The organism is Chryseotalea sp. WA131a (genome assembly GCA_025370075.1).
Lineage (GTDB): Bacteria > Bacteroidota > Bacteroidia > Cytophagales > Cyclobacteriaceae > ELB16-189.
Genome location: CP073016.1, coordinates 2,310,071 through 2,336,178, shown reverse-complemented (window position 1 = coordinate 2,336,178; position 26,108 = coordinate 2,310,071). Strand labels below are relative to the sequence as shown.

Here is a 26,108-nt window from a genome sequence, read left to right as displayed (position 1 = left end):
TTTTAGAACTAGCTGGTTTGCGGAGCATAGACGATGAACTTTTCACCAATCCCTTTTTGGCCGATCGATGGCACAAAATCATGTTGCCAATCACTATTAGTAGATTGTGATACCAAAACATTTTTATTGGATTTCACAAAAAAATAATCTCCGTCCTGTTTCCATACTCCGCCCGAAGCATAGCGGGCATCATCATTAATGCCATTGTCTGCAATGTACAAGATGTAAGATTGGCCCTTGGACAATGTTCCTGATGTAGAATCATCGGTATCACCATCCGCTCCATCATCTTCAATTTCAAAATGGGTATCGTCAAAGATTGCCGTTACCACTAAACATACATTACGCTTAACAGGGTCGTTGTTGGGTGGAACGAAAACATTAAAATAAGTGGATGCCTCGCCCTGCGCACGACAATATTGGACATCGAATCCAATCCATACACAAAGTAGCGAGATGGCGTGGTAAAGTAATTTTTTCATACATGGTGGTTTTAATTACCACGCACGTCTTTAAAAATTAAGCCACAAGCTTAGTGAATTGTTTTTCAAGGCATTAGATTTTTTAATCAGCAGTCAGAATTCCACGTGCGTGGAATTCTGGCTACTGGATGGAATTTTTAGAAACTATTTCTAGTTTTTTTTGGAAGACAAATCAGTAATAACCTCCATTATTATTTTTTCTAGTTTATCCAGCTGTGATGCAATGGACAGAGTGTCAGGGGTATCGATATTAATGGATTCTAAATCTCGAATATCCTGCGTAAGCGAATGGATGCACATATTATCAATCATCGGCTTCATCCGATGGGCAACCGATTTAATTTTAGTGTAATCGTTTGCTTGAAATCCGTGCTTTAATTCGTTCACCGATTCCTTCATATTGGTACAAAACAAATCCGACATTTTCTGTACAAAAGAATCATTTCCATGGCTTAACTCTATTATTTTCACTAAGTCGTATTGTTTTTTTATATCCTTGATTTCGATATCCATCGGTTGAGATTTTTTTGTGATCATTTTAAGATTGCAATTCTTGGTCACCACTTGTAAGAAGTGCCTTTCTTCAAATGGTTTGGTTACGTAGTCGTTCATGCCAACTTCCATGCACTTTTCTATTTCATTTTTGAGAGCGTTGGCAGTAAGCGCAATCATTGGGGTTGTAATTTTTAGTTCATTTCGGATTATGCGCGTAGCCTCTAGGCCATCCATTTCTGGCATTTGAAGATCCATCAGAATTAAATCAAAACGTTGGCTCTTTAAGATCTCAACAGCCTCCTTACCGTTGATAGCTTCGGTTACTAGGGCATGGTGGTAGTTTAATGAATTAGTTGCTACCAACCGATTCAACTCGTTGTCTTCAACTAAAAGAATTTTAACGTTCCGAAGTTCTATGTTTTCGATAGTATCGTTTACTTTTAGTTCTTCTTCATTTTTTTGAATTTCTAAGTTTAGAAAAATGGTAAAGGTACTGCCCACTCCTTTTTCACTTGTTACTTCAATTCGGCCACCCATCAATTGAATTAATTCGTTTGTAATGGCCATACCAAGTCCAGTGCCTCCATATTTCCTTACAATAGATAAGTCTTCTTGGCTAAATTTCTTGAAAATAGTTTTGAGATAGTTTGCATCCATGCCGATGCCTGTGTCAGCAATGGAGAGGAGAATTTCCTGAGAGTTTTCACAGCCTTTAACAAGATGGCACGTCAAGGAAATTTTTCCTTTTTCAGTGAACTTAATCGAGTTGCTAAGGATGTTCAGCAAAATCTGTCGAATTCGGTTGGGGTCGCCCACGTGCGCACGAGCCAAATCATCACTTAAGTTGACAACAATATCTAAGGATTTATCTTTTGTCATGGGGCTGGCCATCGCCAGAACATCATCAATTAACCGATTCAAGTTAAAGGTCTGCTTATCTAACTTTAACTCACCCGCTTCAATTTTGGAGATGTCCAATATATTGTTGATGATTGACAGCAAGTGTTGACTAGCTGATTGTGCATAGGTTAGGTATTGACTTTGTGTGGCGTTCTGACTCATTTTTAGAAGCTCGCGAACCATTCCGATTATAGCATTTAAAGGAGTTCTGATTTCGTGGCTCATATTCGCAAGAAAACTCTCCTTGGCTTTTGAGGATTCTTCAGCGCGCTGCTTGGCAATTAGCAATTCCTGTTGTAAAAACTTTTGCTCAGTAATATCTAAATGGATGCCTATGGAACCAATAAGTTCCCCTCGATCGTTGTAATTAGGAGCACCGCTAATCAGCCACCATCTATCTTCCCCTTTTTTATTTTTCACAGCCAACTCATAGCTATCGGATACCCCTCTCATCCTCATGGCATTTTTCTCTTCAATGATTTGGGTGGTATCCTCCATCAATAATGTTTCGTGCGCTTTCTTATTCAGCAGCTCGGGTAATTTATAACCTGATATTTCACAAAAATTTTGATTGGCATATTGAATCTCGTCTTTGAGATTTACTTCTAATAGACCGAGCTTTATACTTTCAATGATACTTCTGTATTTAGCTTCTTGTTTTTTTAGATTTTCTTCGTACTTGAATCGAGTAGTAACATCTGTATACTTCCATAAATGCCTTTGTAGACACCCAATACAAAAATGGGAATGTAATCTCTTTCTAGAATTCTACCATCCGCCATTTCCAGATGCTCAGACAATTTGGTGTTTTTGTTGATTAGTAGTTCAGTGATCCCAATAACAAAACCTTCTGGGTCTTTGAAAAGAGATTTTGACTGTTCTGCGGCATTTGAACAATCTAATCCAATCAATGATTCAGGTGGCACAGGGATTTGAAATAGGTCACAGAACATTTTGTTGCAGAGTGCGATGTGCCTAGTTTCATCTTCAAGCAAAACACCCGTTTGAAGATTAAGAACCAGAGAGGAAATTCTTTTTTCCGATTCCGTTATTTTGGTTTTTTGCAGGTTTACCTTCTTCAACAACTCTTTGATTTCGTTGGTGGTTATTTCCTGTGTTTTAAGTACGTGCAGCAAATCAATCATTGAATCATGCTTGGCGAAATCGTCAATGCTAAGCTGATTTTCAACGATTTGATCCATGGAACCAAACCATGGTGTACCAATGAAGAAAACATTTTCTTTGTGTTCGGTATACTCAAACTGACCCCTTAAAACGAGCTTGCTGTTAAACCTGGATTCGATAATGATTATTTGGTCGATAATTGAATCCAAGTCGTTTAGATTAAAATCTGTGGAGGGCCGCTTTAACTTGAATGCATTTGAGAACAATCCACCTTTTTCAATAGCGCATATTTTTCCAATGCTTTCGCCAAAAGAAGCAATTTGACCCTCTTGATTAATCAAGATATAGAATGGGAATAGTTTACTAAACTGATGATGGTTGAAACAAAAGTTGCTTTCGGTATTCATTTACTTTGCCCAGCTTACTTTGAAAACCTCATGATCATCACCAGAGTCTCTGGTATTTAGCAATTCAATTTCCACTGGCGTATTATAGAGTTTGCCTAATCCTTGTAAAAGACCACGAACAAATTCTTGTAGCCCTTTGCGTTTCGAAAAATAGTGGACATGTATGCTATTTTCAGTGCTGTCTGTTACTCTGAATTCGGGAGGGGTAAGTTTGGGATAAACCAACATTACGCGGTTATGAAATACAGGAAGGTTTTTTATAAACTCTTTCAGTGAAGATCCGCCAGCTTCCATTAGGCCACCATACTTTTCTTTACCCGTTCGTAGAACCCACCATTCGCCAAATGCGATGAGAACGTTTTCAATTGTAAGTCCGGTTTCTTCGGAAGCTGCTTCCGCCAACTTGAACGTGATGTCATCATCGTATGGCTCATTACTTAAAAAGAAATCAATATCCACCCCACTTTTTTTCTTGATGGCCTCCCATTTTTCTTCGCCAAAGTTTTCCTTGATTAAATCTTCAATGGCTTTGTTTACAATTCCATACATAATTTTCGGATTTTAATTTATTTGTAGTTGTAGTTCATTCTTTTTGATAAGATTGTAGATGGTACTCTTTCCAATTCCTAACTTTTTCGCTACCATCATTACATTGTTGTTATATTTCTTTAGAAAGGTCATGATAACATCCCAGTTATACTCCTCCATTGTTTTTTCAACTGCAGTTAGTTCTTGAGTGATGCCCACGGATGGATAGGTAATGTCTGAGGATTCAATTATTTGACCATCACTCATCACGCAAGCAAGATCTACAATCGCTTTTAACTCACGCACATTGCCAGGGAAGTTGTATCGCATTAGTTTTTCTCTTGCGTCTTCTGATAACTGAGGTACTTTCATTCTATTGGATGCCGAGAACTCTTGTATGAAATGTTTCGCGAGGATCAAAATATCAGTGCCTCTCTCTCTCAATGCAGGAAGTGTTATAGGTAAACCTAGCAAACGATAATACAAATCTTCTCTGAACATTTTCTGTTGCACCAGTAGTGCCAGGTTTTGGTGTGTAGCAGTAATGATACGTACGTCCAACTTTACGGACTCGTTGCCACCTACCCGGGTGATTTCTCTTTCTTGTAAAACCCGCAATAACTTAGCTTGTAGGTTAAAGTCTAATTCTGCAATTTCGTCTAAGAAAATGGTACCGCCTTGGGCCTCTTCAAATTTACCAATCCTTCTGGTTTGTGCGCCAGTAAAAGATCCTTTTTCATGGCCAAACAATTCGCTTTCCATTAGCTCTTTCGGTATGGCTGCCATGTTTACCGTTACAAAAGGCTTCTTTTTTCGAGCGCTATTAAAATGTATTGCTTTTGCCACCACTTCTTTTCCTGTACCCGTTTCGCCCGTTATAGAAACATTGATGTTGTTTCCGGCTGCTTTTTCGAGCAGTGAAAAAATTTTCTTCAGCGATTCGCTTTGCCCAATGATGGTTTTCTCAAAACTGTAGCGTTGAACCAATTGTTCCCTCAGAATCTCTACTTCCGCTTTCAGATGAGTGTTCTCTTTTATCTTGAGGATAGCATTCCACAACAGATGTTTCGTGTTTTCGTCTTTAATAATGTATTCACTTGCGCCATTTTGCAATAATTTTAATGCTACAGAAATCTCTTCTTGTCCACTAATAATAACAACGGGTATGGATTTATTGACCAAATGGATTTTTGAGAGGAGCAAGTCGCCTTTTATGTCAGGTAACCCATAATCAATGCATATAACATCGGGCTTTATATACAGATTTTGGAGAAGGGTCGCTCCATTTTTAAACAGGGACACATTGTAATCTGGATTCAGAGATAAGTGGTATTTTAACAATTCTCCATACCACGGGTCATCCTCCACCAAAAATATTTTTAATTGACTCATTATATTTTGTTTTGGTTTCCAAATACAACATTTAGACCATCTGTCAGAATCAAGCTGGGTAGTTGTGAATTTGACTTATTGCTATGATTTTTGCACTTTATATTGTTTGAGAGAGAAATCAATCAATCCATCAGATGGAAATCAATTCCCAAAATGGGTTGAGGTTAATGATTAGTACTTCAAATAACTCGTATAATGTGCTTTCTTTAGTTGGATTAGTTATTGATTCCTTATGGCGAAACAACTATTGAAAGATATGAATACAATTCCTTTAAATACTTGGGTGGTGGATGATGATCCTACTTATCAAGAGATGCTTTTATCATACCTTACGTTACTTGGCCACAGTGCGCGTGGTTTTTTTTCTGGGGAAGAGTGCTTGAAGCACTTATCTGAAAAGCCTGACGTAATTATTTTGGATCATAACTTGGGTAATGGACTTCAGGGTTTGGACGTGCTTCGAAATATTAGATATGAAAACAAAGCAACATCAGTAATTTATATTTCAGCAGAAGAAAAAGTATCGCTCGTTTCAGATGCCTTTAACCACGGATCTGACGAGTACATCGGAAAGGATAGCGCTAGTTTACTGAGACTCAAATTGCGACTTGAGAAAATTGCAGATGGCAAACAGATGAATGTAGTAAAAGCAAAAAATAGAAAAAAACTTTTGGTTGTCTCAATTGTACTTAGCTCCGTAGTCATCGCAATTTTGCTTTACTTATTGCTAACATAGGGATATTGAACCAAAACAGTGAGTGAAGCAGGCACTCGTTCAACACAAATGCTATTTCAACCCACTGTTTTTTGCTCGTTACATCACATCACCTACCGAAATAGCACTCACTTGCTTTTGCTTAACCAATTCATTAAACTTCGGCACTTTATCGGTCATCACTTTATTGAGTAAGTTGAGTTGCTCGTTTATTTTTTCTGTGATCTCATTGTAAACGGCTTTCACTTGCTCCGTTGGTTTGTAGTCACTGCCATCTACTTCGGAACCCAATGCCCCAAGTTTGTTGTTCAAACGAACGGGATAGTTCAAAGGGTCTTGCCCGCTTTTGTTTTTGGTTTGATACAAGGCCTCTTCAATTTTCTTCATTTCGTCCAAAATAGATTTTCCCATTTCGGTCACTTCTTTCATGTCTTCTTTGCCTTTCATGGGTTCGGTTACGCGATTGAGTTGCTCACGGGCCGTTCTGATTTTTTTAATGGCCTTATGTGTATCGCTGAGCTTGTCGCGCACAGCAATGGAGAAATCAAACTGTGCTTTGATGTCGGCAACAGTACCACTGGTGCGTGGATCTTTTACGATCTCAAATTCCGTTTCAGATGATTTTCCGTTAACAGTCAACTTTGCTTTGTACTTACCCGGAATGGCTTTGGGGCCAGTAAGCGATGCCGCCCACATAATCAGTCCATCAAAACCCTCTGCATCGGCATAGCGCATGTTCCATACGTGGCGGTTCATGCCAGGTTTCATTTTTAGCTGTTCTTCTTTTGCTTTTTTGTCGGGCTTGGTCGCAAATTTTTTGATCAGCTTACCGTCTATTTCTAAAATCTCCAATGAAGCAACGGTTTTGGTTGTGTCTTTTAAATAATAGTGAATCATCACACCACCTGGATGATTCTTGCCTTCTGTTTTTGGCTCGCCTCTCCAACCACCTTGCCCACCGTTCATTCGGTAGCTTGGCATGGGTTTGTATAGATGAAAATCACTGGTTGCAATCGTTTCGTTCAATTGATGCAGCGGAGTGATGTCGTCAATCAACCAAAAACTTCTTCCTTGCGTGGCCGCGATGAGATTGTCGTTTTTGATGGTTAAATCTGTGACTGGTACGATTGGCAAATTCAATTGAAAGGGTTTCCAACTGGTACCATCATCAAATGAAATGTACATTCCGAATTCTGTTCCTGCATAAAGTAAGCCTTGTCGTTTCAAATCGGTTCTCACAACTCTTGTGAAATGATTCGGGTCAATACCATCTGTAATTTTTGTCCATGTTTTACCATAATCTTTTGTCTTGAACAAATAGGGTTTGTAATCGCCCGACTTATAACTAGTGGTGGCTACATAGGCAGCCCCTTTTTCGTGGGGACTAAATTCTACGCTGTTGATCATCGTCCACTCGGGCATCCCGGCCACCGAAAGTTTGGCCCAATTTTTTCCACCATCGCGGGTGATGTTTAATAAACCATCATCTGAGCCTGCCAGAATCAAATCTTTTTCATAGGGTGATTCTGCCACAGCGAAGAGGGTACAATAATATTCCACGGCCGTGTTGTCTTTGGTAATGGGTCCACCGGAGGGCCCTAGTTTTGTTGGATCGTTGCGTGTTAAATCGGGGCTCACCAATTCCCAACTTTCGCCTGCATTGTAGCTCACGTGCAAATGCTGAGAAGCCGCGTACAATTTTTTGGGATTGTGTGGCGAAAAGAAAATTGGAAAGTTCCATTGAAAACGATACTTCGCGCCTTCTGCCCCGTGCCCCATCGGATTATCAGGCCAAGCGTTGATGTTGCGCTCTTCTGCTGTGGCGTGATTGACGCGTGTCAATAAGCCATCATAACTTCCACCATACACCACATCGTTGTCAAGCGGGTCAACAGCAATATGCCCACTCTCACCACCTGCTGTTGGCTCCCAATCGCGCTCACCAATGGAGAAACCATCGGTCCGGTGCGCAACGCGTTGCGTACTATTGTCTTGCTGCGCTCCATAAATACGATATGGAAAATGATTGTCGGTAACTACACGGTAATATTGTGCCGTGGGCTGATTGTGGTAGGTAGTCCAGTTTTCTCCGGCATCGAACGAAACTTGGGCGCCACCATCATCGGCAATGATCATGCGCTGGTTGTCTTCGGGGGCGATCCACAAATCGTGATGATCGCCATGGGGTGCGTTGTAGCTTTGAAATGTTTTGCCACCATCTTTTGATTTGTGGTACGATACATTCATCACATAACAAATGTCTTCATCTTTAGTATCGGCATAAATTTTTGTGTAGTACCAAGCGCGTTGGCGCAGATTTCTATCTTCGTTCATTTTTTTCCACGTGGTTCCCGCGTCTTCTGAGCGGTAAACTCCGCCATTTTCATTTTCAATGATAGCATATACACGATTGGAATTTACAGGCGAAACCGATACGCATGAAATCCCCCAAATTCCTTTGGGCATGCCTTCATTCGAAGAAATGTTTTTCCACGTTTCGCCACCATCGGTACTTTTGTAAATGCCCGAGCCCTCACCACCACTTTCCATGCTATACGGTGTTCTACGGATTCTCCACATGGAAGCATACAACACACGCGGGTTGTTAGGGTCCATCGCTAGGTCAACCGCTCCTGCATTGGCATTGGCAAACAAAACACGTTTCCAATTTTTTCCTCCGTCCTCACTTTTGTACACACCACGTTCTTCCGATGATTTGAACAAATCGCCCATCACAGCAGCATATACTAACTCCGGATTTTTAGGATGAATGCGAATGCGTGGAATGTGCTTCGAATCTTTTAGTCCCGCGAATATCCACGTTTTTCCTGCATCGGTAGATTTCCACATGCCATGACCATACGATACATTGCCCCGCACGGTGCCTTCACCTTGACCCACATAAATCACATTGTTATCCCACTCGCTCACGGCCACGGAACCTATGGAGCTACCAAAAAACCCATCGGAGAGGTTGTACCAGGTGTTTCCGGCATCCTTTGTGCGCCATACGCCACCGCCCGTAGCGCCCATGTAAAATAAATTTGGTTTGCCGGGCACACCCGTTACGGCTGCCGACCGACCACCCCGGAAGGGGCCAATGCTGCGCCATTCCATTCCTTTATATAATTTCTCATCGAACGTTAGCGAGTTCGTTTTTTCTTTAGGATCTTTCTTTTGTGCAACGGCTGCCACCGAGAAGAGCAGCAACAGCAGGAGAGAAGTAAGTTTACGCATAGTGATGTAGGTTTTTCTATTTAAGAGACGAGATTACTGTAAATCATCCGATTTTCAGAACACTTTTTTATGAGTGGTTGCTGCATTAATATCATCCAATCATACACCTTTGCCCAAACCAAAAAATAAACTACTTTAACCAAAATTTAGCCGATGGAAGACCGTAGTTTCAAGCCTCTATTCAGCCTGCCCGTGATTGTGGCTGCCTTGGGTTACTTCGTAGACATTTATGATTTACTCCTCTTCAGCATTGTGCGAAGGCCAAGTTTGATTTCGATGGGTGTGCCGGATGATCAGCTGTTGACCAAAGGCGAATTTCTTTTGCAATGGCAAATGTTTGGCCTGTTATTGGGCGGATTGATTTGGGGCATTATGGGCGATAAGCGTGGCAGGCTGTCGGTGTTATTTGGTTCAATTTTATTGTATTCGCTCGCCAACATTGCCAACGGATTTGTTACCTCTGTCAATCAGTATGCGGTGTTGCGTTTTATTGCAGGTATTGGTTTGGCTGGAGAATTGGGTGCTGGCATTACATTGGTTTCAGAGTCGCTGCCCACTCGCTTGCGCGGATACGGCACAACATTGGTTGCAACCGTTGGGCTGATGGGCGCTGTAGTGGCTAACTTTGTAGCCAAAGAATTCAGCGATTGGCAGGTTGCCTATTTTGTAGGAGGCGGATTGGGCTTGTTGCTGCTCCTCTTGCGCATCAGTGTGTTTGAGTCGAATGTTTTTTTAGAATTGAAAGGTACCTCCATTGAACGCGGTAATTTTTTTATGTTGTTTACGAATGCCACCCGACTGAAGAAATTTTTGGGCTGTATTTTTATTGGTACTCCTATTTGGTATGTAATTGGTATTTTGATTTTTGCTTCTCCTGAGATTGCCGCTACGCTTGGCGTCACTGAAAAAATTTTTAGTGGCGATGCCGTAATGTGGAGTTATATTGGTTTGGCCGCTGGTGACTTGGTCAGTGGCCTTCTCAGCCAGTTTTTGAAGAGCCGAAAAAAAGTGGTGCTCCTTTTTATTGTACTCACGTGTGTGTTTGTACTAGTTTATTTGTTCACCACACACATTTCGCCAGAGCGGTTTTATTTTAATTGCTTTTTGCTTGGTTTTGGGGCAGGCTATTGGGCATTGTTTGTTACCATCGCGGCCGAGCAATTTGGTACCAACTTGCGCAGCACAGTGGCTACTTCCGTGCCTAATTTTATACGTGGCACCGTGGTGCCATTCACCGCCTTGTTTCAAGTACTGCGCAGTCATTGGGGTGTAGTATATGGTGCTTTGGGTGTAGGGGCTATTACCTTGGTGATTGCTTTAATCGCCTTTTTGGCTATTGACGAAACATTTTCAAGGGACATGAATTTTGTCGAGAAGGATTGATATACTCCGATTTTTCGTAATTAACTCCAAAGTAAATTTATTACCAGCAGGCAATTCAGGAAAGGGAAGTGAGTTTGTGGTGGTGACTCCATTCACCGTTTGAGTTACTTCACTTTTTCCAACGCTTGCTCCAAATCCGCTAAAATATCTTCTGCATCCTCTACCCCAACACTCAATCGAATAAGCGAATCGCTCAATCCATTTTTAGTGCGTTCTTCTTTCGGGATGCTGGCGTGCGTCATGGATGCTGGGTGATTTATCAATGACTCTACTCCGCCTAGTGATTCTGCCAGTGAAAAAATTTCAACACTTTCCATCAAGGTGGTAGCATTTTCCAAGCTGTCGTTCTTTAAAGTAAACGAAAGCATACCACCAAAATCCTTCATCTGCTTTTTGGCAATCGCATGATTGGGGTGATCGGTAAAACCAGGCCAATATACTTTACCTACTTTAGGGTGGTGGCGTAAAAATTCCGCTACTTTTTTTCCATTTGAGCAATGTCGCTCCATACGTAAATGCAAGGTCTTAATTCCGCGCAGTACCAAGAAAGAATCTTGTGGACCCGGCACGGCCCCGCATGAATTGGCAATGAAGGCCAAATCTTTGTAGCGTTGTTCATCATTAACTACCAGCGCGCCCATGATTACATCGCTATGCCCCCCCAAATACTTTGTTACCGAGTGCATCACAATGTCTGCACCCAAGTCCAATGGATTTTGCAAATAAGGTGACGCAAAGGTATTGTCAACGGCTACCTGAATGTTATGCTTTTTGGCAAGCGCCACGCAACCTGCAATGTCAATGATCCGCATCAGGGGATTAGAAGGCGTTTCAATCCACAACAATTTTGTTTTGGAGGTGACATGAGGCGCGATGTTGTTTACATCGGTTAGATCAATAAAACGAAACGTGATGCCTGCGCGCTCATACACTTTGGTAAACAACCGATACGACCCACCGTACAAATCGTTGCTGGTGATTACTTCATCGCCTGGGTTTAACAAGCGAAGCACTGCATCGGTCGCACCCATACCAGAAGAGAAACACAATCCAAACTTTCCATTTTCTAGGGCAGCGATATTTTTCTGCAATTGATTACGTGTTGGGTTCGCTCCGCGCGCATAGGCATAGCCCTTATGTTTACCGGGCGACTCTTGCACATAGGTGGATGTTTGAAAAATAGGTGTCATGATTGCTCCCGTAGATGGATCGGGTTCAACCCCTGCGTGAATGGCTTTGGTTCCGAATTGCATTCTTTAGAATTTTAGATTTTTGATTTGAGATGTAAGATTTGTTTGGCGATCGAAAATTCTAACTTCTAACTTCTTTTCTAGATGCTTCTATTCGCATCAAACTTCTCCAAGTAATCGGCCACTCTTCTCACAAAACTTCCGCCCAGCGCACCATCCACCACGCGGTGATCGTACGAGTGAGACAAAAACATTTTATGACGAATAGCGATGGCATCACCATAAGGTGTTTCAATAACAGAAGGTTTTTTCTGAACTGCACCCAACGCCAAAATGGCTACTTGGGGTTGCATGATAATCGGGGTGCCCATCACATTTCCAAATGAACCCACATTCGATACGGTAAAGGTTCCGCCTGCCAATTCATCGGGCTTCAATTTATTTTCGCGTGCACGTTTTGCTAAGTCATTTACGGCTTTGGCCAAACCCGTAATGTTGTATTGGTCAGCATTGCGAATAACGGGCACAATCAGGTTTCCAGTAGGCAAAGCTACGGCCATACCAATGTTGATATCTTTCTTTTTGATAATGCGGTCGCCATCTACCTGCACGTTGATCATTGGGAAATCTTTGATGGCTAACATCACCGCTTCAATAAAAATAGGAGTGAACGTAAGTGCATCGCCCTCACGCTTTTGAAAATCATTTTTCCATTTGTTGCGCCAAAACACAATGTTGGTGACATCTGCTTCTACGAAGGAAGTAACGTGTGGTGATATACGTTTGCTGTCCACCATACGCTCAGCAATCATCTTGCGCATGCGATCCATCTGAATGATTTCATCGCCACCGCTAATGGAAGCAGGAACAAGGGGTGCGGCTGTAGTCCGAACACCCATGGCCACCGTTTGCCCTAACTTGCGCTGCTGCACATAACCAAGAATATCTTTTTTGGTGACCCGGCCTTCAGCACCTGTGCCAGAAATACTTTCAAGTTCCGCCAAAGCAATTTGTTCTTCCTTTGCAATATTTTTCACCAACGGAGAATAAAACCGTGACGAAGATTTGTAATCGGTAGCATGCGCGTGTACCGAGCCATTTCCATTGCTGGACGATGCCGACACCATCACTTTTTCAACAGGCGCAACAGAGGTTTTTGGTGGTTCGATTGTGCTTGGTTTTGTATCGGTAGCATTTATTTCTGTTTCAATCACCGCAATGGCCTTTCCAACCTTCACTATCTCGCCTTCTTTGGCCAGCACTTCTTTCAGCACGCCTGCGTGAGTGGAAGGAACTTCGGTATCCACTTTATCGGTAGCCACCTCCAGCACACTTTCGTCTTGCTCGATTTTGTCGCCTGGTTTTTTTAACCAGTTCAAGATCGTTGCTTCCATAATACTTTCACCCATCTTGGGCATGATCAATTCTACGCGTGCCATGGTTCAATCGTTTGAGGCCGCAAGGTAAGCAGAATTTTTTGTTGCAGGGCAGTTGTTCTTATCTGCACTTGATTGACGCATACGGTTAAATCCGTGATTAAATGTCTACCCAAACAAAACACCATACGCTCTAGCCTAGATCAAAATTTTCTTTGTGGTTTTGAGGATTTTCGTTTACGGAATTTTTTCAATTCGGTCAATCACCTTGTAAGATGGTTTTTAGGGATCGGTATAGGCTATCTTTCGATACTCGGATTGGGAATATTATCTTCCATGATGAATACTATTCATCAGTATCTCATCCTTATCACCACTTTCTCACTGCTCAACTTAAACTTGGCTTTTTCAAAACTGGGTGGCCCCATGGTGCCCATCGCATTGTTTGAGAAGCCATAGCCTTCTTTGGGAATGCCCATAAAATTGGTGTTCATCTTACCGTCTTTGTTGACATCATGCAATATGCTAATGGCGTAATCACCAGCAGGCAAATTTTCAAAAACCACTTCCACTTCTCCTTTTTTGGCGGGCGTCATCTTTCCTTGAAATCGATTCTTTGGAAAATCAGAAGCATTATTAAAGAGGGCCACCGCCACTTGCCCTTGATCGTCTTTTATGTTTTCAATGCGCACGGTTAAGTTTTGGGCCATTAACATCTGATCCACACAACCGATGAGAAAAGAGAAAAGTAGTAGTTTCATATTTTATTCTTATAGGTTTCTTGAAACTGGATTCAGGTAACTGGGCGGCTAGCATCTAGTAACCAGCATCTAGCATCTAGTAACCAGCATCTAGCATCTTCCCCCCACTCATCAACATTAACAAAAAAATAAAGTTTACCTCGCACGAATTTATTACCTTCCCTTTTCAAATAAAATCTTATGGCAGCAATCCTACTCAAAATTAATGGCAAAAGCCAAACGATTGAAGCAGATCCTAAAATGCCCCTGCTCTGGGCAATTCGCGATGTAGTAGGACTGACGGGCACGAAGTATGGTTGTGGCATTGCGCAATGCGGTGCGTGTACCGTTCATCTAGAAGGCAAGCCAGTGCGATCGTGTTCCATCCCGGTTTCATCGGTGGCCAATAAAAATATTACCACTATCGAGGGGCTATCTACCGATAACTCGAACCCGGTGCAGCGCGCGTGGATTGCCGAGCAAGTGCCGCAGTGTGGCTACTGCCAAAGCGGACAAATTATGGCCGCTACGGCCTTGCTCAGCCGTAATGCCAACCCAACCGATGCCGACATTGATGCGGCTATGCAAGGTCATATTTGTAGGTGCGGCACGTACCCTCGCATTCGCAAGGCGATAAAAAAAGCAGCGGAATTGGCGAAGGGGTGAGTTGGTAAGTGGTGATTGGTAGTTGGTAATCAGTAAAAACATTAACTCATTAAAAAAGTGGAAACAAAAAATATATCACGCAGAAATTTTGTAAAGCTAACGGGCTTGACCAGTGCAGCCCTTACGTTGGGCTTTGGGCCTTCTGCTTTGGGCAAAGAGGTGGAGATTCTAAAAATGGAAGCAGCAGAAAGTTTGGGCATCGAACTGAATGCGTGGATTCACATCGACACCAACGGAAAGGTAACCATCACAAACCATCGCTCTGAAATGGGGCAGGGGTCGTTTCAATCAGTGCCTCAAATGATTGCCGAAGAGTTGGAAGTATCGTTGGATTCCATCAACATTATCTTTGCTCCCGGCAATGGAAGGGTTTACGGTAGTCAAGTAACGGGCGGGAGTTCTACCATTCGTGGCTCTTATAAAAAGTTGATGAGGCTCGGTGCCTCCGCGCGCGAGATGTTACTAGAGGCCGCAGCAAAAAAATGGAGCGTGAGCAAAACCGATTGTTATGCCGAGAACGGAACGGTCATTCATAAATTGACAGGAAAGAAATTAGGCTACGGGGAATTAGTGTCAGAAGCTTCGAAATTGGAAGCACCCAAAGAGATAGTGTTGAAAGACCCGAAAGACTATAAAATCATCCGCAAGCCATTGCCACGGCAAGACACACCCCTGAAAGTGAATGGAAAAGCTGTGTTTGGTCTGGATTTCAAATTGCCAGGCATGTTGTATGCGGTGGTGGAGAGAAGCCCACGCTTTCAAGGCAAAGTGGTAAAGTTCGATGATTCGGAAACGAAAAAAGTACCGGGTGTAAAGCACGTTTTGAAAGTAAATAGAGATGAGTTTGACAACATGCGGGAAGGAGTGGCCGTAGTGGCCGATAGCACATGGGCTGCCATGCAAGGCAGAAAGGTGTTGAAAGTAGAGTGGGACGACTCCAGCTTTCCACATCACAACAGTGGTGAGCTTTATGCCAAAATGCGCGAGCAAGTGAAAGGCGATTTCATTTCGTTTAAAACGATGGGCAACACCACCAAGGTCTTCGCGAAAGCGGAGAAAAAAGTGGAAGCAACTTACGAAACTCCGTATGAGTCGCACAGCTGCATGGAGCCATTGAATTGCGTGGCGCATGTAACCGATGACAAATGTGAAATTTGGGGACCCATTCAAGGCCCAGATTGGATCCAAGGAAACATTGCTGGACATTTAAAATTGGCGCCAGAAAAAGTGCATGTCAACATGACTTTCTTGGGAGGAGGTTTTGGCCGCAAGGCGTTTACCGATTATCCCTACGAGGCCGTGATGATCTCGAAAGAAATCAAAGCTCCGGTGCAGGTAGTGTGGACACGCGAAGATGATATGAGCATCGGGCCTTTTCGTCCGGGCATGGTGTACCAATGCAAGGGCGTAGTGGACAATGGGCGGATCGCATCGTTTGAAACAAAAATCGCTGGACAAAACATGGGCACGCAAAATCCGGGAGCCGATAAATCTGTTTACAACGAAAGCGATACCGAAGGATTTTTGGAAGGCTATTTCAGTTCCATACCACACTATAGTTTTGGTGATTCACCCTTGGAGTCGCCTGTGCCGGTAATGTGGTGGCGATCGGTTTATTCTTCAACCAATGGTTTTGCTTTTGAAAGTTTTATCGATGAATTGGCGATAAAGGCAGAGAAAGACCCACTTGATTTTCGTAGGCAGCATTTGGGCGAGCGCTATCAGCTCTTGATTGATAAACTTCAAGAAGTGAGCGGATGGAAAGCACGCGGAAAGAATAGTGGTTTTGGTGTAGCCATTACCGAGTGTTTTTCGAGCATCGTTGGCGAAGTGGTGAAAGTTTCAAAAAATGCAGAAGGCAAAGTGAAAATTGATAAAGTATGGGCGGTAATGGATTGTGGTTGGTACGTGAATCCTGACATCATTAAAGCACAAGTAGAGGGAAGTATCATCATGGCGTTGGGGGCAGCCATCAAACACGAAACTACTTTTAAAGATGGCAAGGCGGTAGAAAAAAATTTCAACTCCTACAAAATGCCACGCATCAGCGATACCCCAGAGATAGAAGTACACGTGATGGATAACGATGAAAAAGCAGGAGGTGTGGGTGAGCCAGGTTTGCCTCCGTTTACCCCAGCGCTTACCAATGCCATTTTTGATTTGACCGGTAAACGGATAAGAAGGCTGCCGTTTAGTTTGGATGAGATTGTTTAAATTTGATGTATGTTGATGAAGCAATAACAATATGAAACCACTAGTCTTTCTTTTTTCTTTTGCATGTTTTTTCTTTTTCTCATTTCAAAAGCCCACCCCATTTGATCTCAAAGCCAGCATCAAACGTGGTCAGGAGGTTTATATTTCCAACTGTACCTCGTGCCACATGGAGAAAGGAGAAGGGCTGGAAGATGTATATCCCCCTTTGGCAAAATCTGACTATTTGATGGCCGATAAACAACGCTCGATTGTTCAAGTGCTGAAGGGAGTAAGCGGAGAAATGAAAGTGAATGGAAAAACGTACAACGGAGAGATGACGGGCTTTGACTTAACCGATCAAGAGGTGAGTGACGTACTCAACTACATCCGCAATTCCTTTGGCAACAAAGGGGCAGCCGTAACCCCAGCCGAAGTGAAAGCTTACAGAAGATAAAAAAATATTTTAAAGATGGTTCAAAAAGTAAAAACCTACTTACTGGGTAGCTTTGTTTTTAGTACTGCTGGCAGGCACAGCGTATTTTATTTGCGATATCTTTTTTACACAGCCTATCATGTTGGAAGGAACAATAGTTGAAAAGGCGTACATAGTGAGGTAGAATAAAAATGGCTTTAGCCTCACGCCCTACAATCAGCACAAGTCCTATGATTATGTGGTGCAAACCCACCAGCACCGAAAGTGGATTGCTTTTGTGAAGATCAGTGATGGCACCATCATGAAAGTGCATTGTACCAGTGACCATTACGATCAGAAACAAGTGAGCGACAATCTTCGCTTTAAAGAATATACGGGTGGCCTGCTCGGAATCGAATATTCTGCCTACAATGAAGAGGCCGAAGAGTAAAAGTTAATTCTTTAGAGTTACACTTTTCTGTCAATAAAATCGCGATTACATTTGCGGTTTAACTTCTTATGGCAGACGAAAAGAGTTTGAATTTTCTGGAGGAAATTATTGAGGCCGACATCCACTCGGGCAAGCACCAATCGATTGTTACCCGCTTCCCGCCCGAGCCTAATGGCTACTTGCACCTGGGTCATGCCAAAAGCATCTGCTTAAACTTTGGGCTAAGCTTAAAATATGGCGGCTACACCAATTTGCGTTTTGATGATACCAATCCTGTAACCGAAGAAACGGAGTATGTAGAAAGCATCAAAGACGATGTGCGCTGGTTGGGCTTTACGTGGAAGAACGAGCTGTATGCCTCCGATTATTTTGCCCACTTGTATGAGTTTGCTTTGTTGCTGATCCGAAAAGGTCTAGCGTATGTAGACGATAGTTCAAGCGATGAAATAGCCGCACAAAAAGGAACACCTACCCAACACGGCACGAATTCTAAACACCGTAATCGTTCGGTAGAAGAAAACCTGAAGTTGTTTCAAGACATGAAGGCGGGTGTTTATAAAGATGGTGAGAAGGTGTTGCGCGCCAAGATTGATATGGCACATATCAATATGTTGATGCGCGACCCGGTTTTTTATCGCATCAAACATGCGCATCACCACCGCACGGGCAATGAGTGGTGCATCTACCCGATGTATGATTTTGCCCATGGCCAAAGCGATTCGATTGAAAAAGTAACCCATAGTATTTGCACGTTGGAGTTTGTGCCGCATCGTGAGTTGTACGATTGGTGCATCCAAAATTTGGAAATCTATCCTTCTCGTCAATACGAATTTGCCCGTCTTAACATGACATACACCATGATGAGCAAGCGCAAATTGCTGCAATTGGTGAACGAAAAATTTGTGAGTGGGTGGGATGATCCACGCATGCCAACCCTCAGCGGTGTACGCAGAAGAGGGTACACACCCGAAAGCATTCGCGATTTTTGTGAACGCATTGGTGTGGCCAAAAGAGAAAACCTCATCGATATTGGGCTGTTGGAATTTTGCGTGCGTGAACACTTAAACAAAATCGCTTCGCGGAGGATGGTGGTGTTCGATCCGTTGAAAGTGGTGATCACCAACTATGAAGCGGGTAGAACCGAAATGCTGACAAGCGAAAACAATACCGAGCAAGAGAACGCAGGTGCGCGCGAAATGCCTTTCAGCAATACAATTTATATTGAGCACGATGATTTTATGGAGGTGCCTCCAAAAAAATATTTCCGGTTGGCACCCGGGCAAATGGTTCGCCTGAAGAGTGCGTATATCATTAAATGCGAAGAGGTGATAAAAGATGTGAATGGTAAAGTGATGGAACTTCGTTGTAGTTATATACCAGAAAGCAAAAGCGGACAAGATACTTCGGGCATACAAGTGAAAGGTGTAATCCATTGGGTTAATGCCTCCACGGCATTGCCCGTGGAAGTAAGGTTATACGACCGACTTTTTCAAGTAGAAGATTTGAATAAGATTGAAGATGATTTTCGGATACACATCAATCCAAACTCACTCACGGTTGTGAAAGCCATGGCCGAGCCTTCTATTGCTTCCGCTAACCTAAAGGATCGTTTTCAATTTTTACGGATGGGCTACTTTTGCCTGGATAAAGATTCTACTTCAAGCAAATTAATCTTCAATAGAACTGCTACTTTAAGGGATATGTGGGCCAAAGAAGTTAAAAAATAATTTTGTTTACGACCGATGAATGAATTTAAAAATCAGTAGTTCTCTAAACCTTTTCCAATAGACAGTATAAAGCGCGGCCAGAATTCCGTCTACGATTAAAGCTCCTACAGTAAAGGACAAATTGAGCTTAAACATTTTGTGCCTGTCGCTACTAAATATACCGGTTAATAATATTCTCTAAATACTCTTGCTTGCCGCTAATGGTTTTGGGTTCACCTTGTTCAACGGCATACGCACGCAAATCTTCCAATGACAATTTCCCGTTTTCAAAGTCTTTCCCGCTGCCAGTGTCGTAGCTTGCGTAGCGTTCGGCACGTACTTCTTTTGTAATCTGATTTTTGAAGCACAGCATCTGCGGTGATCAGTGCCCTCGCAAAAGTATCCATGCCGCCAATGTGCGCATAGAATAAATCCGCTGGGTCGGTGCTGTTCCGTCTGATCTTTGCATCGAAGTTAATGCCACCACCTCCAAAGCCACCCGCTTCAAGAATGATCATCATGGCCTCGGTCAGTTCATTGATGTCGTTCGGAAATTGATCGGTGTCCCACCCGTTTTGATAATCGCCACGGTTGGCATCCATCGAACCCAACAGGCCCGCATCGGCAGCTACTTGCAATTCGTGGGTGAAGGTGTGGCCTGCCAATGTAGCGTGGTTTACCTCAATGTTCAACTTAAAATCATTCAGCAAGCCGTGTTGCCGTAAGAAGCCAATAACGGTTTCGCTATCATAGTCATATTGATGCTTACTTGGCTCACACGGCTTTGGTTCAATAAAGAAGGTTCCTTTAAAACCATTTTTGCGTGCGTAGTCTTTTGCCGTGTGCAAAAATTTCGCGAGGTGTTCTTTCTCACGTTTCATGTTGGTGTTTAGCAAACTCATGTAACCTTCACGTCCGCCCCAGAAAACATAGTTCTCACCACCCAAGGCGATGGTGGCATCCAAAGCAGCTTTTACTTGGGCAGCACCGTGTGTCAACACATGAAAATCAGGATTGGTGGCCGCGCCATTCATATACCTTCTGTTCGAAAATAAATTGGCAGTTCCCCAAAGCAATTTTACACCACTTGCTTTTTGTTTTTCTTTTAGATAGTCGGTGAGGGCTTGCAGCCTCTTGTCGTTATCATTTACATTGTTGGTGTAGTCGACCACATCCACATCGTGAAAGCAATAATAGGGCAGCCCAAGTTTGGTAATGAATTCAAAAGCCGCATCGGCTTTGTCTTTTGCGCGTTCTATCGCATCTGATTTTTCATTCCAAGGGAATAAGTGCGTAGCCTCCCCGAAGGGGTCGGCTCCGCTTCCGCAGAAGCTGTGCCAGTAGGCACAAGCGAATCGAAGCCATTCTTTCATGGGCTTCCCTGCCACTACTTTGTTTTCATCGTACCAGCGATAGGCGAGTGGATTATCTGACTGAAGCCCTTCAAATTTTATGGGGCCAATCCCTGTGAAAAATTCTTTTTGTCCGAGTGTAAGCGACATAATCATTTAAGATTTAGGATGTGAGATTTATTTGTCAATCAATATTCTTTGCAATAGCTCTTTCCAGTCTTCATATAGTTCATTATACAAATCCGTGTGTTGTGGCTGAACAGTCTCTAAAGCTTTTCTGTTTTTTGAAGCGTCTGCTCCATCTGAAAAAATTCCGGAGCCTATACCTGCCCCAATGGCTGCACCGTAGCTTCCATCCCCATCATAAAACTCAACGGTTACGTTGTTTACATTGGCAAAAGTTTGAGTAAATTGATCGCTCAAAAACATATTCGCTTTGCTTGCGCGAATTACTTTTGGATTCATCCCATTTTCACGCATAATATCCAATCCATAGCGCAATGCAAAAGCAATCCCTTCTTGTGCCGCACGGAACAAATGGGCATGGGTGTGTTTGTTGAAATCAACATTGTGTATGCCGGCCCCGATGACCTTATTGTTCAATACGCGCTCGGCACCATTTCCAAACGGCAATATTTTCACACCATCGCTTCCTGGTTTTATGGTTTTGGCCAGATCATTCATTTGCGAATAGCTCACATCTTTGCCAGCTATATTTTTCATCCAACGGTTCAGTATCCCTGTACCGTTCACGCAAAGCAATACCCCCAACCTTTTTTGTGAAGCGGTGTAATTCACATGTGCAAAAGTATTCACCCTCGATTCATTGTCGTAGGTCAATTGGTCGCTCACACCATAAATTACACCCGATGTTCCGGCAGTAGCTGCCACCTCGCCTGGTTGAAGTACATTTAAAGACAGGGCATTGTTGGGTTGGTCTCCAGCTTTGTAGGTTACCGGAATGCCTGACTTCAACGATAGTACCGTTGCTACTTCAGACTTTAAACTGCCATGGCTGGAGAAAACATTCCTTATTTCTGGAATATGGGAAGTGTTGAAACCAAAGTACCCAAACACATCTTTAGAAAGCTCATTGTTTTGAAAATCCCAAAAAATCCCTTCTGAAAGTGCTGCAATGCTGGTGGTTGATTCACCGGTCATTTTCATGGCAATGAAATCACCCGGCAGCATGATCTTGTCAATTTTTTCGTAAAGTTTTGGTTCGTTTTGTTTTACCCATGCCAGCTTAGAGGCTGTAAAATTTCCTGGCGAATTGAGAAGTTGTAGCAGGCATTTTTGTTTGCCGATCGCTTCAAATGCACTATCGCCTATATCCACCGCTCGGCTATCGCACCAAATTATGCTGTTGCGCAAAACCTGTTGTGCCTTATCAACCATCACCAAGCCATGCATCTGATAAGCAATGCCAATGGCAGCAATATCGTGCGGATTGTATTGATGTAGGGCATGTAATTTTAAAATCGCCAACTGTACCTGCTCCCACCACCTATCGGGCGACTGCTCCGCCCAACCGGGGTGTAATGAAATGATTTCATTTTCACCTTCAGGATACTTGGCGGACGCAATGCACTGCATGGTAGTGGCATCCACAACCGAAACCTTTATGGAAGATGTGCCCAAATCAATTCCTAAGAGAAGCATGGCATCTACTATTTATTGGAAGTCCAATATATCATCTCTTGTAATCATTAAAAAACGTTAAGTCGTATTTTCATTTTGCAGTATTTTTTTTTAAGAGCTAAATCCCCTAAGACGCTTTACTTAAAACACTAGCTCAAAGAATAACTGTACAACAAAGTTTTTTTTGATCAATATGAATTGAATGAGAGTAGATTAATTCAACTTGAAATCAATAAACCACAGACTAGAGCAGATTTAAAAATGAAGTGGCGCTTATGGTTAGACTCTTAAGTGTATTTTCAGAATTCTTACGAAAAATCTTTTGGTAGCCCCGGCAGGAATCACCGAAAATATTTATTCACCCCTAATTTCGATAAATAGCCAATTCAGCGGTTTTTGAGTACATTTGAGTACATTAAAAAACAATAGTTTACTCGACCTCTAACTCGACCTCATGGCAACCGTCAAATTTATTATCAGATCGAAAAAGCATTGACAAAGTTGGTAACAATTGTTAAAGCAAATGTTCAAGAAAGCTATTCGGAATACATTTTTAAAACTCGAGGAGGATTCAAAGTTTCTATTTTTTCAGAAGTCGGTAAGCCATGGAATGCAGCCATTGGAAATAGACTTACAAATTCATTTAAATCCTTTAAGCCTGAAGAATTGGATAAGCTTAACCAAGCCATTATTAAATGTAGAGATCGGGTAAAGTAAAAAGCAAAAACATGGCGCTGGAGTTAAATTTTCTCGAATAGCCTTTCTATTTCAGCGTGTTGGAATACTTCAATATGGTTGTTAATGCTTACCTCGTAATGCAATCACATACCATAGCCACAACCGCAAAGCCTTCTGTTAATTGCAGAAGGCTTTTTTTATATTAGGGCTTTTATATGGAAGGAGAGTTTAAGCCGGATACAATAGTTCGTTTAAAGCAAACAGGCACATTTGGTAAGATCGTTAAGCGTTGTATTTGCGGAAATGCTATAATGCCTATCCATTATGAAGTATTAATCGAAAGTAAGACGGAAGGCCAATACCACATAATGAGTTTATATCATTCCGAATTAGAGTTGGAATGTTTACCAATTAGGGCAGAGCATTTTGGAGGTTATAGCTTAATGCGCGCGGAAGCCTAAAAAGATTGGGTTTTCATGATGGTTTTGGTATTTTTTCTATCCAATCAGCTGAAATTTAAAACGATTGCTGAAACTAATTGATCGCTATGTAAGTTTATTAACAGGCAAGGGTTGCAAAAGTCTTATAAATACCCTTAAATTGAATTTTCAAACCAAAGAATTTCTTAAACAATCGCAATCATGCCTAATAAGATAGGACACGAAGCTCATTATAACGATGGCAAGCACTCAGTCAATGTAAAGTTAAGCTTAATTGAATTTGAGGAAGATGGATTGTTTTTCGTTTACTCCCCTGCATTAGACCTAACCGGATATGGCAAGACCCATGAGGAAGCTAGGGACTCATATAACGTTGCAATGGAAGAGTTCATCAAGTACACAACAAATAAGAAAACAACTGCTGAGGTACTCGCAAATTTAGGGTGGAATGTGTCTAAAAAGAAAAGAATTTCTGCACCTTCTTTATCTGAACTCTTACAAAGCAGAGTATACCTCGAAGAGATTTTTACCGAAAAACAATTCCGGAAAACTGATGAAGAAGTAAACATTCCTTCGTTTGCTTAATGCCAGCTAATCATTTAAGAAATATAAGTCTTAGAGATTACCAAGAATATTTAAATCACATTGGTTGTAAGTGTATCCGGACAAAAGGAGGACACTATCAATATGCAAGAGCAGATTTATTGCGACCCCTCACACTCCAAAGTCATATAGATCCGGTTCCCGAGTTCATTATTAGAAACCACCTTCGCATTCTCGGAATTACCAGAAAAGATTTCCTGGATACTTTATACTTGATGTGAGCAGCCGACCGCTACCAATACCGCTACAGAACCAGAAATAAAAAGCCAATCACTTTGGACTGTAACTCGACCTATAACTCGACCCTTTAAATAAGATTACATACTATAATTTGATTATTAGATAGTTATGGAGTAACGAGTAGCCCCGGCAGGAATCGAACCTGCATCTTCAGAATCGGAATCTGAAATTCTATCCATTGAAATACGGAGCCAAAAATGGAATGCGCTGCAAAGGTAAAAGAAACCAACGTGTAAAAAAATCAGTTCACTACAGCCACCACCTCAATCTCAATTAAAAAACCCGGGTCAACCAATGACGTAACACCTACCAATGTGCTGGCTGGCGGATCTTTCAGAAAATAAGTTTTGCGCACCGCCCTAAAAACGGCAACATCATCCGGCTTACAATTAACAATGTACGTGTTTACTTTCACCACATTTTCTAAATCTGCACCCGCTTGCGCCAATACCTTTTTCAGATTTTCGAATACCTGAATAGTTTGCGCCCGCAAATCGCCCTTGCCGATCAACTCACCTTTGTCATTGGTGGGCACTTGCCCCGACACATAGATCGTGGTGCCCCCCGAAACCATTACGGCATCGCTGTAGCCAAGCGTACGTGGATTAATTTGTCGTTTTTGTTGTGCCATTAAAGTTGAAGTTGCCAGCATCAGCACTAAGCAAATAGATGATAAAGATTTCATAAAAGTAGGGGTAAAGGAACTTGCGCGCAAAATAAGTGAAAATTAAACCCAACCGAGGGGAATAATAACTCAAATTTGAATGTCTAAACAGAAATAGAACAGAATTCCGTAAGCAAAATGATGTCAGACCAGCAATTGATTGAGCTTACGCTTGACGGAGATTGGAAGGCTTTTAAAGAGTTGGTGGTGCGCTACGAGGGAAAGGTGGCAGGGGTGGTGCAATCCATGTTGGGTAAAACACCAGAGGCCGAAGATGTGGGCCAAGAGGTTTTTGTTCGATTTTATGAATCGTTGAAGAAATTTAGAGGAGAGTCGGCTTTAGGCACGTACCTGGTTCGAATCGCCATCAACCTCAGCTTGAATGAATTGAAAAAGAGAAGGCGTCAACTGCAAGTTTTTGTTCACGATGAGGCAGGCCATTTGGTAGGCGGTAGCGATGATCGTTTTGATTTGCGTGAATTGTTGGATTTAGAAATAAACCGACTGGAGCCAGAGTTCAAGGCCGTGCTTACCCTCCGGTTGCGTGAGGGTTATTCTACCGAAGAAACGGCTGAGATTTTAGCCATCCCATTGGGTACTGTGCTTTCACGTTTGGCACGAGCACAACAAAAATTAAGAAATCGATTGTCAACTCAATTAACGTAAGTGAATATGAAAACCGATGAGTTTGAATGGTTGTACCTTCAATCGCTTGATGGCCAGATTTCTGACCGGCAGCGAAGCCAGTTGAGTGAAATGTTATCAGGCGATCACCTTTACCAAAAAGAGGCTGATCAGTTTACCACTTTACGCACCCTCATGATGCAGCGCGAAGAAAGTTCGTTTGGCCCTTTCTTTGCTGAGCGGATCACCCACCACTTGAAAAACCTGAAAAGCGAATTTGACTATCAGATATTTTCATTCTTTAAAAAATATCAGCTCGCAGCCCTCGGCATTGTAGTGGCGTTGGTCGTTTTTAATTTACTTCAATCTGAGCAGCTTTCCATTGCTTCGTTTTTTGGTTTTGAAGACACCACATCACCACTCGACACCAGCGATTTTTTCACTGCGATTTCACACTAAATCAAGATA

At 42.4% G+C, this 26,108-nt stretch carries 22 protein-coding genes, 1 tRNA gene and 1 pseudogene; 11 read left to right on the top strand and 13 right to left on the bottom strand.

Going from position 1 to position 26,108, the window contains the following annotated elements; translation table 11 throughout:
* Positions 1–8 precede the first annotated feature (8 nt).
* The 5 genes from KA713_10445 to KA713_10425 all read right to left on the bottom strand — a co-directional run bounded on the left by KA713_10445 (position 9) and on the right by KA713_10425 (position 5,329).
* A complete protein-coding gene (locus KA713_10445) occupies positions 9–482 on the bottom strand; it encodes a hypothetical protein (protein UXE68963.1) in 474 nt (157 codons plus the stop codon).
* A gap of 150 nt (positions 483–632) precedes the next feature.
* Positions 633–2,375 carry a response regulator gene (locus tag KA713_10440; protein ID UXE68962.1) on the bottom strand — a complete coding sequence of 581 codons (1,743 nt, stop codon included), beginning with the start codon at positions 2,373–2,375 and terminating at the stop codon, positions 633–635.
* A 164-nt stretch (positions 2,376–2,539) separates the two neighbouring features.
* Positions 2,540–3,409: a hypothetical protein gene (locus KA713_10435; GenBank protein ID UXE68961.1), complete on the bottom strand. Its 870-nt coding sequence runs from the start codon at positions 3,407–3,409 to the stop codon at positions 2,540–2,542.
* The gene (locus KA713_10430; protein ID UXE68960.1) at positions 3,410–3,958 is read right to left on the bottom strand and encodes a heme NO-binding domain-containing protein; all 549 of its coding nucleotides are present in this window, start codon (positions 3,956–3,958) and stop codon (positions 3,410–3,412) included.
* Between the two features lie 12 nt (positions 3,959–3,970).
* Positions 3,971–5,329, bottom strand: coding sequence for a sigma-54-dependent Fis family transcriptional regulator (locus KA713_10425; protein UXE68959.1), 1,359 nt, complete (start codon positions 5,327–5,329; stop codon positions 3,971–3,973).
* A gap of 256 nt (positions 5,330–5,585) precedes the next feature.
* Here KA713_10425 and KA713_10420 point away from each other — a divergent pair, with 256 nt between their 5' ends.
* On the top strand, positions 5,586–6,065 hold the full coding sequence (locus tag KA713_10420) for a response regulator (GenBank protein ID UXE68958.1): 480 nt from the start codon (positions 5,586–5,588) through the stop codon (positions 6,063–6,065).
* A 78-nt stretch (positions 6,066–6,143) separates the two neighbouring features.
* Here the strand turns inward: KA713_10420 and KA713_10415 are convergent, their stop codons facing one another.
* Positions 6,144–9,281 carry a glycosyl hydrolase gene (locus KA713_10415; protein UXE68957.1) on the bottom strand — a complete coding sequence of 1,046 codons (3,138 nt, stop codon included), beginning with the start codon at positions 9,279–9,281 and terminating at the stop codon, positions 6,144–6,146.
* A 153-nt stretch (positions 9,282–9,434) separates the two neighbouring features.
* Here KA713_10415 and KA713_10410 point away from each other — a divergent pair, with 153 nt between their 5' ends.
* Positions 9,435–10,664, top strand: coding sequence for an MFS transporter (locus KA713_10410; protein UXE68956.1), 1,230 nt, complete (start codon positions 9,435–9,437; stop codon positions 10,662–10,664).
* Positions 10,665–10,768: 104 nt separating this feature from the next.
* On the opposite strand, the gene KA713_10405 is transcribed toward KA713_10410, so the two are convergent.
* From KA713_10405 to KA713_10395, 3 genes are all read right to left on the bottom strand, one after another.
* A complete protein-coding gene (locus KA713_10405; protein UXE68955.1) occupies positions 10,769–11,917 on the bottom strand; it encodes a cystathionine gamma-synthase in 1,149 nt (382 codons plus the stop codon).
* A gap of 77 nt (positions 11,918–11,994) precedes the next feature.
* On the bottom strand, positions 11,995–13,293 hold the full coding sequence (locus KA713_10400; GenBank protein ID UXE68954.1) for a 2-oxo acid dehydrogenase subunit E2: 1,299 nt from the start codon (positions 13,291–13,293) through the stop codon (positions 11,995–11,997).
* Positions 13,294–13,583: 290 nt separating this feature from the next.
* Positions 13,584–13,991, bottom strand: coding sequence for a DUF2141 domain-containing protein (locus tag KA713_10395; GenBank protein UXE68953.1), 408 nt, complete (start codon positions 13,989–13,991; stop codon positions 13,584–13,586).
* 180 nt (positions 13,992–14,171) lie between these two features.
* On the opposite strand from KA713_10395, the gene KA713_10390 reads away from it, so the two are divergent.
* The 5 genes from KA713_10390 (at position 14,172) to KA713_10370 (ending at position 19,419) form a co-directional block, all read left to right on the top strand.
* Positions 14,172–14,636, top strand: coding sequence for a (2Fe-2S)-binding protein (locus KA713_10390; protein UXE68952.1), 465 nt, complete (start codon positions 14,172–14,174; stop codon positions 14,634–14,636).
* A gap of 57 nt (positions 14,637–14,693) precedes the next feature.
* Positions 14,694–16,850: a xanthine dehydrogenase family protein molybdopterin-binding subunit gene (locus tag KA713_10385; GenBank protein ID UXE68951.1), complete on the top strand. Its 2,157-nt coding sequence runs from the start codon at positions 14,694–14,696 to the stop codon at positions 16,848–16,850.
* A 31-nt stretch (positions 16,851–16,881) separates the two neighbouring features.
* Entirely contained in the window at positions 16,882–17,283 is a 402-nt protein-coding gene (locus KA713_10380; protein ID UXE68950.1) for a cytochrome c, read from the top strand.
* Between the two features lie 217 nt (positions 17,284–17,500).
* Entirely contained in the window at positions 17,501–17,692 is a 192-nt protein-coding gene (locus KA713_10375; GenBank protein UXE68949.1) for a hypothetical protein, read from the top strand.
* 68 nt (positions 17,693–17,760) lie between these two features.
* Positions 17,761–19,419: a glutamine--tRNA ligase/YqeY domain fusion protein gene (locus KA713_10370; protein ID UXE68948.1), complete on the top strand. Its 1,659-nt coding sequence runs from the start codon at positions 17,761–17,763 to the stop codon at positions 19,417–19,419.
* A gap of 151 nt (positions 19,420–19,570) precedes the next feature.
* Here the strand turns inward: KA713_10370 and xylA are convergent.
* Both xylA and KA713_10360 read right to left on the bottom strand, forming a co-directional pair.
* Positions 19,571–20,900, bottom strand: a pseudogene (gene xylA, locus KA713_10365) (xylose isomerase).
* A gap of 27 nt (positions 20,901–20,927) precedes the next feature.
* Positions 20,928–22,412: a carbohydrate kinase gene (locus KA713_10360; GenBank protein UXE68947.1), complete on the bottom strand. Its 1,485-nt coding sequence runs from the start codon at positions 22,410–22,412 to the stop codon at positions 20,928–20,930.
* Between the two features lie 471 nt (positions 22,413–22,883).
* Here KA713_10360 and KA713_10355 point away from each other — a divergent pair, with 471 nt between their 5' ends.
* Together KA713_10355 and KA713_10350 are read left to right on the top strand one after the other, a co-directional pair.
* On the top strand, positions 22,884–23,108 hold the full coding sequence (locus tag KA713_10355) for a hypothetical protein (GenBank protein ID UXE68946.1): 225 nt from the start codon (positions 22,884–22,886) through the stop codon (positions 23,106–23,108).
* A 602-nt stretch (positions 23,109–23,710) separates the two neighbouring features.
* Entirely contained in the window at positions 23,711–24,094 is a 384-nt protein-coding gene (locus KA713_10350) for a hypothetical protein (protein UXE68945.1), read from the top strand.
* Between the two features lie 379 nt (positions 24,095–24,473).
* Here the strand turns inward: KA713_10350 and KA713_10345 are convergent.
* A tRNA-Arg gene (locus tag KA713_10345) sits at positions 24,474–24,545 on the bottom strand.
* A gap of 48 nt (positions 24,546–24,593) precedes the next feature.
* The gene (locus KA713_10340) at positions 24,594–25,037 is read right to left on the bottom strand and encodes a RidA family protein (protein ID UXE68944.1); all 444 of its coding nucleotides are present in this window, start codon (positions 25,035–25,037) and stop codon (positions 24,594–24,596) included.
* Positions 25,038–25,154: 117 nt separating this feature from the next.
* On the opposite strand from KA713_10340, the gene KA713_10335 reads away from it, so the two are divergent.
* Positions 25,155–25,682 carry a sigma-70 family RNA polymerase sigma factor gene (locus tag KA713_10335; GenBank protein ID UXE68943.1) on the top strand — a complete coding sequence of 176 codons (528 nt, stop codon included), beginning with the start codon at positions 25,155–25,157 and terminating at the stop codon, positions 25,680–25,682.
* A gap of 6 nt (positions 25,683–25,688) precedes the next feature.
* Complete coding sequence (locus KA713_10330) at positions 25,689–26,099, top strand: hypothetical protein (GenBank protein UXE68942.1); 411 nt, start codon at positions 25,689–25,691, stop codon at positions 26,097–26,099.
* Positions 26,100–26,108 lie beyond the last annotated feature (9 nt).